Raw genomic sequence first — 15,675 nt, forward strand, 5'->3', positions numbered from 1 at the left:
CATCTTGCGGCAATTCCTATGGCATACAGCCATCCAAATGAAGAGAACTTTCAAAATAATATGATAATCACCTATAATATTCTGGAAGCGGCAGCCGGCTTTATTAAAAAGGCATTTGTCGCTTCCAGTGAATTCTCCAATGGAATAGTGTTCTCCAAACAAAATCTTAATCCAAGGTATGTTCCACACTACTTAGCAATGAGAAGGTGAAAATGGTCTTGAACTGGTAGTCTGTTCATTGATGGCGTACCATCATTCATTGATCTGATCTTGGAAAGCTATCCGTGCAAAGTTATAAAATCCAAGATACCATACGTCAAAGGCATGACCTCCGCTGACTTTCTGCCATGTGAAGTTTTTATCTTCTGTTATTTTTTCAGTTAAAGAGTCAAGAGAATCAACGGCTGAAGATGCGCTGGCGATTGCTATACTGTCTTCGGTTCCACATATATTATAAAAGTAACGAATGTCATAATCCGAAAATTCTTTCAGTTTTGTTGCAATCTCTGAAGCGGGATAGGAAGTTGGAGCGGCAGAAAAAGCTCCAAAGTAACTGATAATATCCAGACTTTCGCATATACCAATATTGATGGTCTGCATTCCACCCATGGAAAGGCCTGCCATGGCTCTATGATCACGGGCTGCGGTTAAGTCATAGCCGTTTTCATCGTATTCTGCATAGGTAGCATAATTACTGTCTATATAAGGAATTAAATCATTGCGCAGTTCCTTACCAAACAAATAAAAGGAATTATAATCGGAGCCTGCGTTGGCAAATTCAGCACTGGAACGTCCATTCGGAGTAACTATGATAAAGGGATTAATTTCACCATTGTAGATCAGATTATCCATCATAATTTTTACCTGGGAAGAGTCATTATACATACCCCATTCCCTTTCAGTTCCACCAATACCATGCATTAGATAAAGCACATTATACTGCTTGCTTTCATCGTAATTATATGGCAGATATACATAAGCATTTTTCGTGATTTCAGAACCGTCACCGAAATAGTCATAAGTCTTATAGGAGATTTCTTCAATCGTTCCATATTCTGCTTTTCTCATAGTAAGATATTCGGAAGGAATCGTATCACTGATTGATACAGTAAACTCAATTGCTTCCTCCTCTAAAACGTCATCCGTAGGAGTTTCGACAGTTGTATTTTCTTGAAGAGGTGTTTCCTTAATATCTTCTTCATCATTTTTCATTTCTTGTGTGGACTCTTCTTCCAAGGTGATGTTCTCCTTATTATCATTTTGATTTGTAGTCGTAGAATCTTCTGTAGAACTATCTTTTTTCGTACATGCAGCTAATAAAATTGAGAATGCTATTAGCATAATAAAAAAAGTTTTTTTCATATGATTGATCTCCCTTTATATGTTTTCTTCCAGATTCGTTTGGATACGGTTCAATAAATCAATTAATAGCTGCTTCTCATAATCATGAAAGCCTTTAAAACTGATATTTTCCATATCGTCAACTATTTTGATAACTTTTGTAGCCATTTCTCGTCCCTCTTCGGTCAGATAAATAGCATATGCTCTTTTTCCACCGGATACCGATACTGTTTTTTTGTATATTAGTCCTTTTTCCGCCATTTTGTTAAGGATGGAAGTCATCGTAGCAGGCTCTACATGGCTTCGTAGGGCTAATTCTTTTTGTAGATATCCCTCATTCTGATACAATATGGACAGGACCTTTGGCTGTCCGGTGGTTAAGTTTAACTTTTGGAATTCATGCATACTACATTTTTTATGTGCTGCAGAACTACCGATTAAAGCAGTATGTAAGCGCTTGTTTTCTGTCATAATTAATCTCCTTGTTGACATTAATTAGAATGCTAATTAGAATATAAACTAATAACATTTTATTGTCAAGCCGATCCGGTAAATGTATACTTTTATATATATTATTTCATAAGATATGATCGGTAAATAGGTGCAATTTATCTGGGTTTATATGTAAAATGAATGAATATTACTTAGGGAGGTTGGTATGAGCATCTTTTTTGATGAGAAACAAAAGGTTTTTAAACTGGATACACCAAATACCAGTTACTGTATGGGGGTAGCAGATCATTTTGGTTATTTGATTCACATTTATTATGGAAAAAAATTAAAGGGATCGGATATTACTTTTAACTTACCTATGTTATCGGCGAAAAATAAAACATGGTTCATGGATAGTGTTTGGATGGAGTACCCCACAGGCGGCATTGGAGATTTCAGGGAGCATTGTCTGGAGATACGAACCGAGGAGGGCTACAATTCATTAGAAATAGGTTATATATCTCATGTAATATATGAAGGAAAACCAAAACTAGAAGGTCTTCCTGCCACTTATGCAGATGAGAAGAGTTGTAAAACACTTGAGATAACAATGCACGACCCTATTATAAAACTGGATATTATATTAATTTATACCGTATTTAATGATATTGATATCATAACTAGAAGCGTGAAAATAAAAAATACTTCAGAAAAACCGGTTTACCTAACGAAGGTTCTCTCGGCTTGCCTTGATATGCCTTATAAGGAGTTTGAGATGTTAACCCTTCATGGATCTTGGGCAAGAGAACGTCATATACAGACAAAGAAGATTGGTTATGGAAGACAGGGTGTGTTTTCCGAAAGGGGTGAAACAGGACAACAGGATCATCCTTTTCTGGCACTAACGACCCCGGGAACCTCACAGACCATGGGTGAAGTATATGCAATGCACTTTGTATATTCCGGTAATTTTGAGACGCAATGTGAAGTTACTCAACTTAATTCAGTACGTATGGTTATGGGAATTAATCCTTATCATTTCTGCTGGAAACTAAATGAAAATGAAGTGTTTACAGCTCCTGAGGTTGTTATGGTTTATTCCGGTGAAGGTCTTGGAGGAATGACTAGGAATCTGCATAATCTATATCGGAAACATCTAATCAGAGGTAAGTATAAGAATAAGAAGCGCCCGATATTGATTAATAATTGGGAAGCGACCTATTTTGATTTTGATACGGATAAACTTCTTAGTATAGCCAAACAGGCTTCTGAACTTGGAATTGAGATGTTGGTTGTTGATGATGGATGGTTTGGTAATCGATTTGATGATAATCGTTCCCTGGGTGATTGGTTTGTAAATGAAGAAAAAATTAAAGGGGGACTCAAATATCTGGTTGATGAAGTGAATAAACTTGGCATGAAGTTTGGTATGTGGTTTGAACCGGAGATGGTTTCACCTGATTCGGATTTATATCGGGAACATCCGGACTGGGCAATTCAGGTACCGGATAGAGCTCCGGGACTTGTAAGAAACCAGCTTGTTCTTGATCTTACCAGAAGAGAGGTACTGGAACATACCTATGAAAGCATTGCCAAGGTACTTCGAAGTGCCAATGTAGAATATGTAAAATGGGATATGAACAGACCGCTTACAGATCTGGGAAGTCTGGGACTTCCATCAGACAGGCAAGGCGAGTTATACCACAGATATATGCTTGCAGTTTATGAGTTACAGGAAAGATTAATGAATGAATTTCCAAACCTGTTACTGGAGAACTGTTCAAGCGGCGGAGCTAGATTTGATCCGGGTATGCTATATTATAGCCCACAGATTTGGTGTTCTGATGATACCGATGCTATTGAAAGACTTGCTATATTAGAAGGTACTGCTTTGATTTATCCATTGTCTACGATTGGAGCGCATGTTTCTGACTGTCCCAATCATGTAACCGGACGAACAACTCCTTTTGATACCCGCGGAATAGTTGCTCTGGCCGGTACCTTTGGTTATGAATTGGATGTAACAAAAATATCTGAAGATGATAGAAAGGCTATTCCAAAACAAGTAGAAATGTATCATAAATACAATGATTTAGTTAGAGAAGGAGATTATTATAGAATCGCTTCCTTTAAAAGTAATCATTATTATGATTGTTATGAAGTTGTTTCAAAAGATAAAAAAGAAGCCATAGTTACATTTGTACAGGTATTAACACGGGCAAGCTATCCTATGCCATCTATTTTATTACAGGGTCTGGACCCTGATACAAAATATAGAATTGATGCCAGTGATATGGCTGTTTCCGGAGATGTATTAATGTATATGGGATTTCCAATTGAAATGGAGAGAGGAGATTATCAAGCAAGAATATATCATCTTACAGCTGTAGAATGATACAAAGAGTCTCCAATATAAGACAATAGGAAGGAGGTATGGTTATTTGCTGTAAACTATACCTTCTTTCTGTATCATGTTCTGTATGCGATACAGAACATAACTGAGATATAAATGCATGTCAGAATATATTGAAAGTGGAGCTAGTAGGTTGCTAGGACGTTGAAGCAAGAAGCCAGTAAGCTTTAGCTTAGTGGCAGTTTAAAATTTTAGAGTGGGATTTATTGAAATAAAAAAGTAATATAATAGAAAATTGCTTGACAATAGTTTGATATAAAACTATAATGAGCTCATGAAAACAAGAGATGTAATATCATTAATATCGAGAATAAGACAGAAGGTGAATGGGTTTATAGTATCGGAACTCTCTCATAGTGGGATCGATGGAATCGTAGTTTCACATGGAGATATTATTTATGCTCTTTTTCAAAACCAGAAAATGACGATGGCTGAGATAGCAGACAAAATATCTAAGGATAAGTCAACAGTTACTGCGTTAATTAACAAATTAGTAAGGCTTGGATATGTTACAAAGGAGAGAGATACAGGAGATTCCAGAGTTGTATACGTAACCTTGACATCAAATGGGTATGAATTAAAGCCGATATTTGAAGCGATATCACATAAGGTTTTGGAGGTCTTTTACTTAAACATCTCACAAGAAGAGAAAGAGGAACTAATCCGAATTTTAAGTAAGATTGATCAGAACTTATAAAATTTTTACATATATAGTTTGACATCAAACTAAAATCAATAGAAAGGATGGGAATACCGTATGAAAGATTACACTAAATTATTACCGCCTCACACTGAAAAACATATTGGAGAGAATGATTTGTTTTTAGAGATATATGAGGGTAAACTTAATAAGAAGGAAACGATAAAAAGGCCTCCTCTTCTTTTTGTGCATGGTGCTTACACCGGGAGTTGGATGTGGAGTAAATACATTCCCCTTTTCATCGAAGCAGGATGGAGATGCTATGTAATGAATCTTCGAAGTCATTATAAAAGCAGAGTAATGGACATGACAAGGATATCCTTTGGAGATTATATCGAGGATATCAAAGAGATTAGTACCTTAGTAAGAGAAGAGTGTGGTAAAGCCCCGATTGTTATAGGCTTTAGCCTGGGCGGAATACTTTGCCAAAAACTAGCAGAAACGGAGAGGTTCTCAGGTATGGTTCTAATTGATTCCTGTATAAGTAGAGAAGTCAATAAGATATGTCCCTATGAAGACCTATACGATAATACACTAGGAGACATCGTACCTGCTCCGGAGCGCTCAGAATGCAGCAGTATGGACGAAACAGAGGAGGATATCATTTTTCAAAGAAAATACCTTTCTATAGAATCGTCAAAAGCATTTTTAAGTTGTGGTTGTTGGATTAAAGGAATTGATGGGATTTCTGTTGACAGTAGATTGATTGCATGTCCAGCGTTGGTTATAAAATCTGTAAACAGTACTGAAGATGACAGACGGGGATTGGTAGAAGCAAAGCACCTTAATGGTGAATATACGGGATTTTGGAATACAACACATACAGGGTTGCTAGTAGGACAAAGATATATGGAGATAGTGAATCGAATATTGGAGTGGCTTAATAGAAATTAAATTACTCACAGGTACAATGTTAGTAGTTTTATAAAGAGATGATTTTAGATTGTTATTAAGAACATATGCAATATTATTTCATACTATTTGCTTTAAGTATTTAAAACAATATATACTTAATGGAATTTTATTGTAATTTTAAAATTATGTGGAAACAAAAGTTGTGTTATGATATGATTGATATAGAGTCAATTTACACTACATAAGCAATCGTATATCGGTTTTCATGGCTATGTGTCTGGTGAGACTCTATAAATTGTATGAGCTTTTTTAATGGCTTATATTTTTATAGAGTCTCTTATTATTTGCTTAGCCTGATACATTAATACAATCATACAGTAGGAGGAATTGTTTGGTTTGGATGCATTTATTTATAATTATCTAATTTCGTTTCCAATCATAGTATTGTTACTGGTTATCGCAGTAATGTTGTTTACATTAAGTAAAGGTTCAGATGTTCTTGTAGATCAGGCGGTCAGTCTCTCTTTACACTGGGGTGTTTCTAAAATGATTATCGGAGCTACAATTGTCTCTCTAGGTACTACGCTTCCGGAGACTACAATATCAGTTATGGCTGCAATTAATGGAAACCCTGACCTTGCATTAGGTAATGCAATTGGATCGATCATTGCTAATACGGGTCTTATCATTGGACTAGCTTCCCTGATGGGACACCTTCCGGTAGATAAGCTTGTCTACAAACGACAGGGTAAAATTCAGATATGGGCGGGTCTTTTACTTGCATTTATGTGTCTGCCCTTTCTATCAGGAGGGAGAGGAGTTATAAGCCAATGGGTTGGATGCCTGTTTCTGGTACTTTTAGCTTTCTATGTGTATCTATCTGTGCAATGGTCGAAAGCTTCTTCAAAAGTAAACATAGCAATTGAGAAAAATAATGGAACAGATACTTTATTAGTCGAAGAAAAAAGTCCGTTAATTCTACAATTAATAAAATTATTATTCGGAATTATATTAGTGATCGGTTCATCGAAAATACTAATTCCAGCCGTTGAAATAACTGCGATTCGTATCGGCATCCCTCAAAGTGTAATTGCGGCTACTTTAATCGCATTAGGTACTAGTTTGCCTGAATTGGTTACTGCTATAACCGCAGTGAAAAAAGGACATGGAGAACTTGCTATCGGTAACGTTGTAGGAGCGAATATCTTAAATGCGCTATTTGTAGTAGGTAGTTCGGCGGCAGTGACTCGAGCCGGACTAGCTGTTCCTATAAATTTTTATAAGCTTCAAATTCCTACGATGGTAGTTGCATTAGTTTTTTTTCACATCTTTTTAGGGGGGAAAAAGGTAGAGATTACAAAAAAAGAGGGTAGTACATTATTAGCAATTTATTTGATATACTTGTTATTAAATTATACATGAATCTAGCTTTTATAAAAGAAAAGTCAAGGTCTTTAGAGTACTGTAATAATTAAATTGAATTTGATATATGATAACATATGCTGAAACAAATATTCGTAACCATTAATATGATAGTTCTCCCTTTCTATATCGATATATATTTATGAATATATAGAATTTACTATGAAATTTTGGAAAAGAGTATGTTTGTATTTTATAATCAATAGATGACCTATTTTGCTAAGTTTATACAACAAGGAAATATTTATATAAAAGTATGATAACATGGAGGCTTAATATGAATGATGAACAAAGAAAAGAACGTTTGACAAAACAGGAACTGGCCAAAAAATTAAAAAAGGCTGAAAAAGAAGCGAGAAAGAAAGCAATTAAGGAAAGGCCGCCGTTTAAAGGACTGCAGATACGACCGACAGTATCGCTATTTGACAAGAATGGTAAGCAAGAACCCGGAGAAAACAACTGGGCAGGATACGGATTCGATTTACACCCACAGGTTACGATTTTTTCTGTTTTGTTTCTGGTGTTGTTTATCAGTCTTACCTTAATATTTCCTAACAGAGCGGAAAGCTTTTTTGCAGGAGTTATGGAAAGCATTACACTTAATACCGGATGGTTTTTTATAGTAGCTGCTAATATTTTTGTAATTGCTGCCTTAGTTTTAGCATTTGGTAAATATGGGAATATTAAGATTGGAGGCAGTGATGCACAACCTGAATTCAGCAAATTTGGTTGGTTTGCGATGCTTTTAAGTGCCGGGATGGGTATAGGTCTTTTATTCTGGAGTGTAGCAGAACCGATTACACATCTTGGGGCTCCTTCCCCTATGTTTGGAGATATAGCTTCACAACCTGCACAAGCAGCACAAGCAGCTATGGCAACCACCTTTTTCCATTGGGGCTTACATCCATGGGCAATCTATGCCATAGTTGGATTAGCTTTGGCATTCTTTGCATATAATGAAGGATTGCCTCTGACGATCCGTTCTATATTCTACCCGATTATCGGAAACAAGATATATGGTTTGTGGGGGAACGTAATTGATGTTTTATCCGTTCTTGCAACACTTACCGGTCTTGCAACATCCTTGGGACTCGGTGTTGCCCAGGTAAATGCAGGATTGAATTATCTTTTTGGAATTAATATCAGTACGACCGTACAGGTTATTCTGGTTGTTGTCATCACAGGATTTGCAACAACTTCTGTTGTTCTGGGACTGGATGGCGGTGTGAAGCGATTAAGTGAAATCAATATGGTGTTAGCAGGCATATTCCTGATATTTATACTTATAGCCGGTCCTACGGTATATATCTTGAGTGGTTTTTCACAGAATCTAGGGTTTTATCTATCCAATCTTATCGAGATGAGCATGTGGACAGAAACCTTTAAGGGAACGAATTGGCAGGGGGGATGGACTGTTTTCTACTGGGCTTGGTGGATCTCCTGGTCACCCTTCGTAGGAATGTTTATCGCGCGTATCTCCAAGGGAAGAACCGTACGTGAATTTATCCTTAGTGTAATGCTGATACCTACATTACTTTCTTTTCTATGGATGGCTACATTCGGAGGAACAGCTATCTTTCAACAGATGAATGGAATTTCAGACCTTGTAACGGTCGTTAAAGACGATGTCTCATTGGCGCTTTTTGCTATGTTGAAAAATTTACCGTGGACCCAGATGCTTTCGAGTGTCGGAATCATTTTAGTCACTGTTTTCTTTGTGACCTCTTCCGATTCCGGTTCGTTAGTTGTGGATCATCTGACATCAGGTGGTAAACTGGATTCGCCAATACCTCAAAGAATCTTTTGGGCTGTTATGGAGGGCGTTGTAGCGGCAACACTTCTGATTGGTGGTGGTTTGAATGCATTACAAACGGCATCTATTATTACAGGGCTTCCATTTGCACTAATTGTTTTAATGATGATCTATTCTCTAGGGGCAGGTCTTAAGAAGGAATTTGAGATTGAAGAGATTGTCAGAAAGAAAGTGAAGCAGGTAAAGAACGAACATTTGATCAACGAAGTGATTGAACAGGCAGTGCATGATGATGCCTTGATTGATGAAAAAGAGAGAAACAATTAAATAGATATAAGACAAGGGTCTGTTTCAAAAGGAAGCTTGGGAAGCTTATCCATTTTGCAACAGACCCTAACTTATATCAATTCAACATTATATTTACCTTAGATTATATGTAAGAATTTCAATGGTTCTAATAAATTATTGATATTGTTCTCCATAGCTATAATGTTCTACCACATAATCTATATCTTTGTCTCCACGTCCGCTTAAGTTAACTAGAATAGATCCTTGTTTCATTTCTTTTGCTTTCTTCATTGCATAGGCAACCGCATGTGAGCTTTCCAGAGCAGGAATAATACCTTCTTGTCTTGAAAGTAGGAAGAAAGCTTCCACGGCTTCGTCATCGGTTGCAGATTGGTACTCGATTCTACCTAAGTCTCGTAAGAAGGCATGTTCCGGTCCAACGGATGGATAATCCAGACCACTGGCAATGGAATAAACCGGAGCCGGCTCACCTTTATCATCCTTTAGCATAATACTTTCAAATCCGTGCATGACTCCTTTTTCACCGTATGACATCGAAGCTGCATGATCTCCCAAGTTAGAGCCTCTACCTAAAGGCTCAACACCAATAATATCGACAGGTTCCTCAAGGAACGGAATAAACATACCTGCTGCATTACTTCCGCCCCCGACACAAGCACAGACAACATCCGGCAATAAACCGGTCATTTCCTTAAATTGATCCTTAGCTTCATAGCCTATCACGGATTGAAAGTCCCGTACCATCAAAGGGAAGGGATGAGGTCCTAGGGCAGAGCCTATACAATAGATGGATTCTTTATAATTTTTGGCATAGGATTCAAATGCAGAATCCACAGCTTCTTTGAGGGTTTTTAAACCATGAGAAACCGGAACAACTTTTGCTCCGAGAATCTTCATACGGGTAACATTCGGTGCCTGTTTAGCGATATCAACTTCTCCCATATGGATCTCACACTCCAAGCCAAAGAAGGCAGCAGCAGTTGCTAGGGCAACACCATGTTGACCGGCTCCGGTTTCTGCAATCAGCCGTTTCTTACCCATGAATTTAGCTAAAAGTCCTTCACCCATGCAATGGTTTAATTTGTGTGCTCCGGTATGATTCAGATCTTCTCGTTTTAAGTAAATTTGAGCACCGCCAACTCTAGATGATAAACGTTCGCAGTGATAGACAGGGGTAGGACGCCCTTGGAATTCTTTTCGAATTCTTCGCAGTTCACTAATAAATTGTGAAGAATGACATATAGTCTGATATGCCTCTGAGATTTCCTCAAATGCCGGTATAAGCTCATCCGGAAGATAGGAACCTCCATAGGTACCAAATCGACCATTAGTATCCGGATAGTTTCTTAAGTAGGTTCTGTAGTCCATAAATTCCTCCTTAGTGGTTTGACGATTTAATGTTTTAACAATTTAATATAGTATAGCAAGATTACGAGGAGATTACAATAGCACTTAACAGTAAAACCTGAAACCATAGAGATAATGAATAACATGGGATTAAAAGAGACAATCGCTTCATTGTCAAACGGATTTGATACCCATCTATCGAAAGAATTTGATATAAATGGAACACTTTTGTCGGGAGGAGAAGCACAAAAAGTTTGTATTGCAAGAGTCCTGAATAAAGAAACCGGTTTATATATATTTGATGAACCATCCAGTGCTCTTGACCCGGTTTCCGAATATAGAATGAATATTGTAATGAAAAGTGCTACGGACAAAACCGTTATAATTATATCCCATCGTTTATCTACAACGGTTATGGCTGATCGTATTATTATGTTCAAAGAACTAGTAGAGCAGGGGATCATAATGAATTAATGGAGTTAAACGGTGAATATGCAAAGTTATTTCATATGCAGGTGGAGGGTTACATACAAAAGACAAGCAAAAAAGTATAAATCAAAATATTATTATTTTTTTTTAAGGAACAATCAATATCATATAATTTCAATGCCAAGGCTCAGATCCCAGTAGTTCTAATATGAAATCCAGGATATCGGATAAAAATCCTATATAATCCCAAATAATGTATTGACGGCTATTACGGATAGTGATATATTATTATTACGAATAGTGTAATAAATAGGTGGTGATAAAATTCATGCGTGAATATGCAAAAGGTGGAGCTTTGACGGAAGTCTCACTCTATATCCTTATCTCGGTATGTAAACCGAATCATGGCTATGGAATTATGAAATTTATTGAGAAAGAAACAAATGGCCGTGTGACGTTAGGTGCAGGGTCATTATATGGAGCAATTAATAATCTTCTGGCTAAGGATCTGATCACTTTGCTTGAAGAAACAGACGATAATCGAAAGATTTATCTGATTAATGATGCAGGCAGACAGATTCTTACTTCAGAATATGAGCGTTTGGCAAGTTTGTTAAATTCAATTCAGAGAGTGGTAAAGGAGGATGAATTATGATAAAAGTTATGAAAGTTTTCTTTAGTGATCTTGATAATCAGGAAGTGTGGTTAAATGAAAAAGCGAGTCAAGGCTTAAGATTAGTGAAATCAACAAGATTATTTTATTATTTTGAAGAGTGTAAACCGGGTGAATATGTCTATAAAGTTGAGTATGTTTATGACAAGTCTTTTAAAAACCTGGAAAAATATATAGATTTTTTAAAGGAGCTTAACATACGAGCTATAAAGAAGAACTTTTCAATGGGAGTATTTGCTCATCATAAAGTCTCAGTTAGCATCACAGGGCAGGTAAGAACGACATCCAGAAACATAAACGCAGAGATTCTTATCCTTGAAAAGAAGAATGACGGTAAGCCCTTCGAAATCTATACCACAAAATCGGATAAAATTGATTATTATAAAAAAGTAAAAAGACTTAATTTATCAACTATGATTTTTATGTCGATCATTATGATAGCTATGCTTGTGTTAGTCATAGGAGAAGTTATAAATTCAGGATTTTCCTTAGAACAAGATACGATGTATGTTATCGGATTTTTCTCAAGAATAGGAGTTAGTATTTTATCACTAGCAATCATGATACCATGTTATTTAAGTTTGATAAAAATATCAAAAAGACTGACGGTCTTAAAGAAGCTTAATGAAAATTAAGTAAAAGTGTGATAAGAATAATATATATAAATGCCTTATTCTACCTTGATCACCCAAAAGCCTATGGAAATTGCTTGATTACGACATTTCCATAGGCTTTTTTGTCGAGATATTTATCTAATAAATAATGCATGAATTATTCTATATGTAAAATAAATTGGTATAAAATAAGATGCAAAGAATATTATTATACTGGGACAAGTTTCCAAAAATTATCAAATTAAAGGGGGTTTAATGTTATGCCCGGACCGGCAATACATCACATTGTTGCAAATGAGTATCTTGAAAAGGTTTTAAAGGCAAAAATGAATGATCCTGTAAGTTATGCATTTTGGAAGGAAATGAGTGACGGAAAATATGCTTCGGTGTATAGATTAGGAGCACAAGGTGCCGATTACCTATTGTTTAATACCAATGACTGGCCAATGGGTGGTGTAATTAAGCCAATGGCAAAATTATATTTAGAAGTTGAGGATTTTATTGAAGATTTTATCAATCAGCTAAAGGAACTCATCCCCGATAAGGTCTGGGTTCTCATTTCTGATTTAGAAAACGCAGCGTTAACTGCGGTGGAACGCTCAGCACTCTTATCGGAAATCAGTGATATATTAAATGATGTGAATAATAACATTGAATCCTTATCAAAAATTGTAGAGAATAAACTAGAAGAGTATGTTGTAAAGTCATATGATTTTTTTGGTTTGTTAAAAGATCCTCAACAGGTGGGAGAGAATTTTAAAGAATGGTGGTGGTTTGATACTCTTCATAAGCGAAGAACCGGCAGATTCTTAAAAGAGTTATTTAAAGAATCGAAAGATAATTCTATGGAAAGAGCATTTGCTTTAGGATATCTCACTCATTATACAGCAGACACGGTGGGACATCCGTTTGTGAATGCTATATCCGGAGGACCGTTTCGTACCCACTCCCAACGTCATAAGGTTGCGGAAAACCATCAGGATGTTTGGGCATTTCATAAATATTATGGAAAAGAATTCATAAAGAGTAACCTCGCCGGTGAATATGTTGTTGACAATAATAAATTTAAATTGCCGGATGATCTTAAAAAATTTATCCTCCAATGTATCCAGAATACATATTATGATAAGACAGATTCCCTCTATGGTCGTGACATCAAAGAGGATGACCTAGATATTTCATACAGTCTATGGCTAAAATGGTTTGATAAAGCTACCAATGAATTGGATATACCTGAACCGAAACCATATGTGCTTACGGATGAAATAATTGAAACATGGGAGAAATTTAAAGAGAATATCAAAGATATCTTTAACCCTGTGGGGAATGCAGGAAATGGAGGAATCACAGGACTTTTACTTGCTCTAGCCGCACTTATAGCAGGACCATTTCTTGCAGCTACGGCTGCCATAGATTTTATTTTAGGTACAATAACAACCCTTGGGGCTGCACCAATGCGTTTTTTATTATCTCTTTCCTACGAGTACTTGTATGATGCCTTTATGAATTTCAGACGTGGGGTAGCTTTGAACGGATTGAAATTCCCAGCTGTCAGGGATCTGAATTTCTATATGACCAAACATATGTTAAATACCGGAGAAAATGATAAAAACGGACACAATGCTAATTATCTTCCTAACGTAAACGCCTATCCTTCAAATAAGTTTATTCTTAGGGGGGCGGAAGCGGAAAGCCACCTTATTTATCCTATACTTCCCGCAGCCAGGCTCGAAAATGACCGCACAACAGGTTTTCCGATATCCTATAGTAGTAAAACTCCGTCATGGTATATAGATGATCCTAAGAATAGATTTGACTTAAACTCCTATCAGTATTATAGAGACTTTGAAGAGACGAAGAGTATCATAGACCCAAAAGAAATCGAATATAACTTTAAAAAACTATCAAATATGGCATTAGACGGAGGCCTAGGAAATGCACTTGTATTAGGAGATTTCTTGTATTCAGAATATATGAAGTTGGGAAATGATCATATTTTCCCGGAATTCAACCTTGATTCTGACCGTGGATATGCTTTTAAATGTTGGAGAAAGGTAAACGATATATCCTTAATCAATAGCCATATAAATGATTATAAGACAACGAATGTTACGATTGAAATCGATCAAGAGGTACCGAATATCAAAACCGATATTATATATCCTTATGGAGGTGCGTTGTAATGGATAGAGAATACTTAGATAAGTTGAAGAAGATAAGGGATGATAAACTAAGACTTTTTTACAAAGATGAGATGAATCGAAAAATGATGAAATGTGGAGATTTGAATGAAGAACCTTATAATCCAACCACTTTTCTTTATATCCGTGCTTTTCTTGGTGATAACGGTAATAGGCCGATTCCCTCGGGTAAATGTTATTGTTTAAGTCCGGATATAGAACTATATCTCAATGGATCGGTTTTTGATACAGTCAATCCATTACTACCGGAATCAAATTATACGGTACAAGTAACTGTAACGAATGATGGTGATCAAGCCTGTAACAGCTGTACGGTTGATTTATATCTTTGCAAGCCATCCTTAGGTTTCAGTACCCAGGGTGGGACAATGATTGGTATTACAAATACACGTATTGAGGCCCATTCGAGTGCTACCGTTGAGTTTCCTTTTACAACGACCAAAGATATGGAGGGACACCGTTGTATGTTTGCAAGAGCCTATAGTCTTACATCGAATGATTATCCTGAAGATATGGTTAACTTTAATTCATATACAGACAGACACATCGGGCAGCAGAACCTAAATATTGTCCATCAGGGGAAAACCCTTGAATTTGATGTGAATCGTATCATAAAAGAGAAAGGGAAAAATGTTTATATTGTCTTTAAACGTGACAATGTTCTTTTTGAAAATCAGCTAATCAGTAAGAGATTTGCATTATCGAATAAGCGTGTTTTTACGGATAAGATCAAGCTTTATGAAAAAAATAATTTGATGACAAAACCGGAGATAATAACGAAAAGGTCTAAAGTATTAAATTTATTAAAATCAAGTAATCAGAAAAACAAATTAAAGTTGAGCAATGAAAACCAATATAATATTAAATTGCCGTATATTCCTGGTACTAAGGAACTAGAGCAGGGGAAGTGGAGTTATCAGATTAGATCAGAACTTAGTAATATAAAAATGGAGATTCCGATGTTAGGACTTGAAAAGAACGAAGCGATACCCATGAGGCTTGCGGTAATTGATCCGGCCACCGGGGAATCGATGGGTGAAATCACCGTAATTGTCGTTGCATGAGAGTTGTAAGTACATATAACGAAATGTTTCATAAGGAAATTAACTTCCTTATGAAACATTTCAACCCCAATTAATTATTTTTACAATCACACTTAGTCTGTAAAGATAAATTCTCTATGAGT

14 protein-coding genes are annotated in these 15,675 nt (G+C 36.3%); 11 read left to right on the forward strand and 3 right to left on the reverse strand.

What is annotated here, in order from left to right:
- Positions 1-18: 18 nt before the first annotated feature.
- On the forward strand, positions 19-210 hold the full coding sequence (locus I5677_RS03330; RefSeq protein ID WP_243456479.1) for a hypothetical protein: 192 nt from the start codon (positions 19-21) through the stop codon (positions 208-210).
- A 42-nt stretch (positions 211-252) separates the two neighbouring features.
- Here I5677_RS03330 and I5677_RS03335 read toward each other — a convergent pair whose 3' ends face one another.
- Entirely contained in the window at positions 253-1,362 is a 1,110-nt protein-coding gene (locus I5677_RS03335; RefSeq protein WP_197660140.1) for an alpha/beta hydrolase, read from the reverse strand.
- A gap of 15 nt (positions 1,363-1,377) precedes the next feature.
- Positions 1,378-1,812, reverse strand: coding sequence for a MarR family winged helix-turn-helix transcriptional regulator (locus I5677_RS03340; protein WP_197660141.1), 435 nt, complete (start codon positions 1,810-1,812; stop codon positions 1,378-1,380).
- A gap of 187 nt (positions 1,813-1,999) precedes the next feature.
- Here I5677_RS03340 and I5677_RS03345 point away from each other — a divergent pair, with 187 nt between their 5' ends.
- From I5677_RS03345 to I5677_RS03365, 5 genes are all read left to right on the forward strand, one after another.
- Positions 2,000-4,168 carry an alpha-galactosidase gene (locus I5677_RS03345; RefSeq protein WP_197660142.1) on the forward strand — a complete coding sequence of 723 codons (2,169 nt, stop codon included), beginning with the start codon at positions 2,000-2,002 and terminating at the stop codon, positions 4,166-4,168.
- A 292-nt stretch (positions 4,169-4,460) separates the two neighbouring features.
- On the forward strand, positions 4,461-4,883 hold the full coding sequence (locus I5677_RS03350; RefSeq protein WP_197660143.1) for a MarR family winged helix-turn-helix transcriptional regulator: 423 nt from the start codon (positions 4,461-4,463) through the stop codon (positions 4,881-4,883).
- A 60-nt stretch (positions 4,884-4,943) separates the two neighbouring features.
- Positions 4,944-5,780 (forward strand): alpha/beta hydrolase, encoded by an 837-nt coding sequence (locus I5677_RS03355; RefSeq protein ID WP_197660144.1) that lies wholly within the window; start codon positions 4,944-4,946, stop codon positions 5,778-5,780.
- A 357-nt stretch (positions 5,781-6,137) separates the two neighbouring features.
- A complete protein-coding gene (locus I5677_RS03360) occupies positions 6,138-7,163 on the forward strand; it encodes a sodium:calcium antiporter (RefSeq protein WP_197660145.1) in 1,026 nt (341 codons plus the stop codon).
- A 277-nt stretch (positions 7,164-7,440) separates the two neighbouring features.
- On the forward strand, positions 7,441-9,243 hold the full coding sequence (locus I5677_RS03365; RefSeq protein WP_197660146.1) for a BCCT family transporter: 1,803 nt from the start codon (positions 7,441-7,443) through the stop codon (positions 9,241-9,243).
- 135 nt (positions 9,244-9,378) lie between these two features.
- Here I5677_RS03365 and trpB read toward each other — a convergent pair whose 3' ends face one another.
- Positions 9,379-10,593, reverse strand: a complete 1,215-nt coding sequence (gene trpB, locus I5677_RS03370; RefSeq protein WP_197660147.1) for a tryptophan synthase subunit beta — start codon at positions 10,591-10,593, stop codon at positions 9,379-9,381.
- A 123-nt stretch (positions 10,594-10,716) separates the two neighbouring features.
- On the opposite strand from trpB, the gene I5677_RS03375 reads away from it, so the two are divergent.
- The 5 genes from I5677_RS03375 to I5677_RS03395 all read left to right on the forward strand — a co-directional run bounded on the left by I5677_RS03375 (position 10,717) and on the right by I5677_RS03395 (position 15,553).
- Complete coding sequence (locus tag I5677_RS03375) at positions 10,717-11,046, forward strand: ATP-binding cassette domain-containing protein (protein ID WP_197660148.1); 330 nt, start codon at positions 10,717-10,719, stop codon at positions 11,044-11,046.
- 283 nt (positions 11,047-11,329) lie between these two features.
- Positions 11,330-11,656: a PadR family transcriptional regulator gene (locus I5677_RS03380; protein ID WP_197660149.1), complete on the forward strand. Its 327-nt coding sequence runs from the start codon at positions 11,330-11,332 to the stop codon at positions 11,654-11,656.
- Positions 11,653-12,309, forward strand: coding sequence for a DUF2812 domain-containing protein (locus I5677_RS03385; protein WP_197660150.1), 657 nt, complete (start codon positions 11,653-11,655; stop codon positions 12,307-12,309). Before I5677_RS03380 ends, I5677_RS03385 begins: the two co-directional genes overlap by 4 nt.
- A gap of 239 nt (positions 12,310-12,548) precedes the next feature.
- Entirely contained in the window at positions 12,549-14,471 is a 1,923-nt protein-coding gene (locus tag I5677_RS03390) for a zinc dependent phospholipase C family protein (protein WP_243456480.1), read from the forward strand.
- On the forward strand, positions 14,471-15,553 hold the full coding sequence (locus I5677_RS03395; protein ID WP_197660151.1) for a hypothetical protein: 1,083 nt from the start codon (positions 14,471-14,473) through the stop codon (positions 15,551-15,553). Before I5677_RS03390 ends, I5677_RS03395 begins: the two co-directional genes overlap by 1 nt.
- The last annotated feature ends 122 nt before the right edge of the window (positions 15,554-15,675 follow it).

The sequence above is a fragment of the Mobilitalea sibirica genome (assembly GCF_015999265.1).
Classification (GTDB): domain Bacteria; phylum Bacillota; class Clostridia; order Lachnospirales; family Lachnospiraceae; genus Mobilitalea; species Mobilitalea sibirica.

Bases quoted from the DNA above. Each gene is read 5' to 3' on its own strand.
- I5677_RS03380 (WP_197660149.1), top strand. From the start codon at position 11,330: ATGCGTGAATATGCAAAAGGTGGAGCTTTGACGGAAGTCTCACTCTAT.
- I5677_RS03365 (WP_197660146.1), top strand. From the start codon at position 7,441: ATGAATGATGAACAAAGAAAAGAACGTTTGACAAAACAGGAACTGGCC.
- I5677_RS03375 (WP_197660148.1), top strand. From the start codon at position 10,717: ATGGGATTAAAAGAGACAATCGCTTCATTGTCAAACGGATTTGATACC.
- I5677_RS03330 (WP_243456479.1), top strand. From the start codon at position 19: ATGGCATACAGCCATCCAAATGAAGAGAACTTTCAAAATAATATGATA.
- I5677_RS03350 (WP_197660143.1), top strand. From the start codon at position 4,461: ATGAAAACAAGAGATGTAATATCATTAATATCGAGAATAAGACAGAAG.
- I5677_RS03345 (WP_197660142.1), top strand. From the start codon at position 2,000: ATGAGCATCTTTTTTGATGAGAAACAAAAGGTTTTTAAACTGGATACA.
- I5677_RS03385 (WP_197660150.1), top strand. From the start codon at position 11,653: ATGATAAAAGTTATGAAAGTTTTCTTTAGTGATCTTGATAATCAGGAA.
- I5677_RS03335 (WP_197660140.1), bottom strand. From the start codon at position 1,362: ATGAAAAAAACTTTTTTTATTATGCTAATAGCATTCTCAATTTTATTA.
- I5677_RS03390 (WP_243456480.1), top strand. From the start codon at position 12,549: ATGCCCGGACCGGCAATACATCACATTGTTGCAAATGAGTATCTTGAA.
- I5677_RS03395 (WP_197660151.1), top strand. From the start codon at position 14,471: ATGGATAGAGAATACTTAGATAAGTTGAAGAAGATAAGGGATGATAAA.
- trpB (WP_197660147.1), bottom strand. From the start codon at position 10,593: ATGGACTACAGAACCTACTTAAGAAACTATCCGGATACTAATGGTCGA.
- I5677_RS03340 (WP_197660141.1), bottom strand. From the start codon at position 1,812: ATGACAGAAAACAAGCGCTTACATACTGCTTTAATCGGTAGTTCTGCA.
- I5677_RS03355 (WP_197660144.1), top strand. From the start codon at position 4,944: ATGAAAGATTACACTAAATTATTACCGCCTCACACTGAAAAACATATT.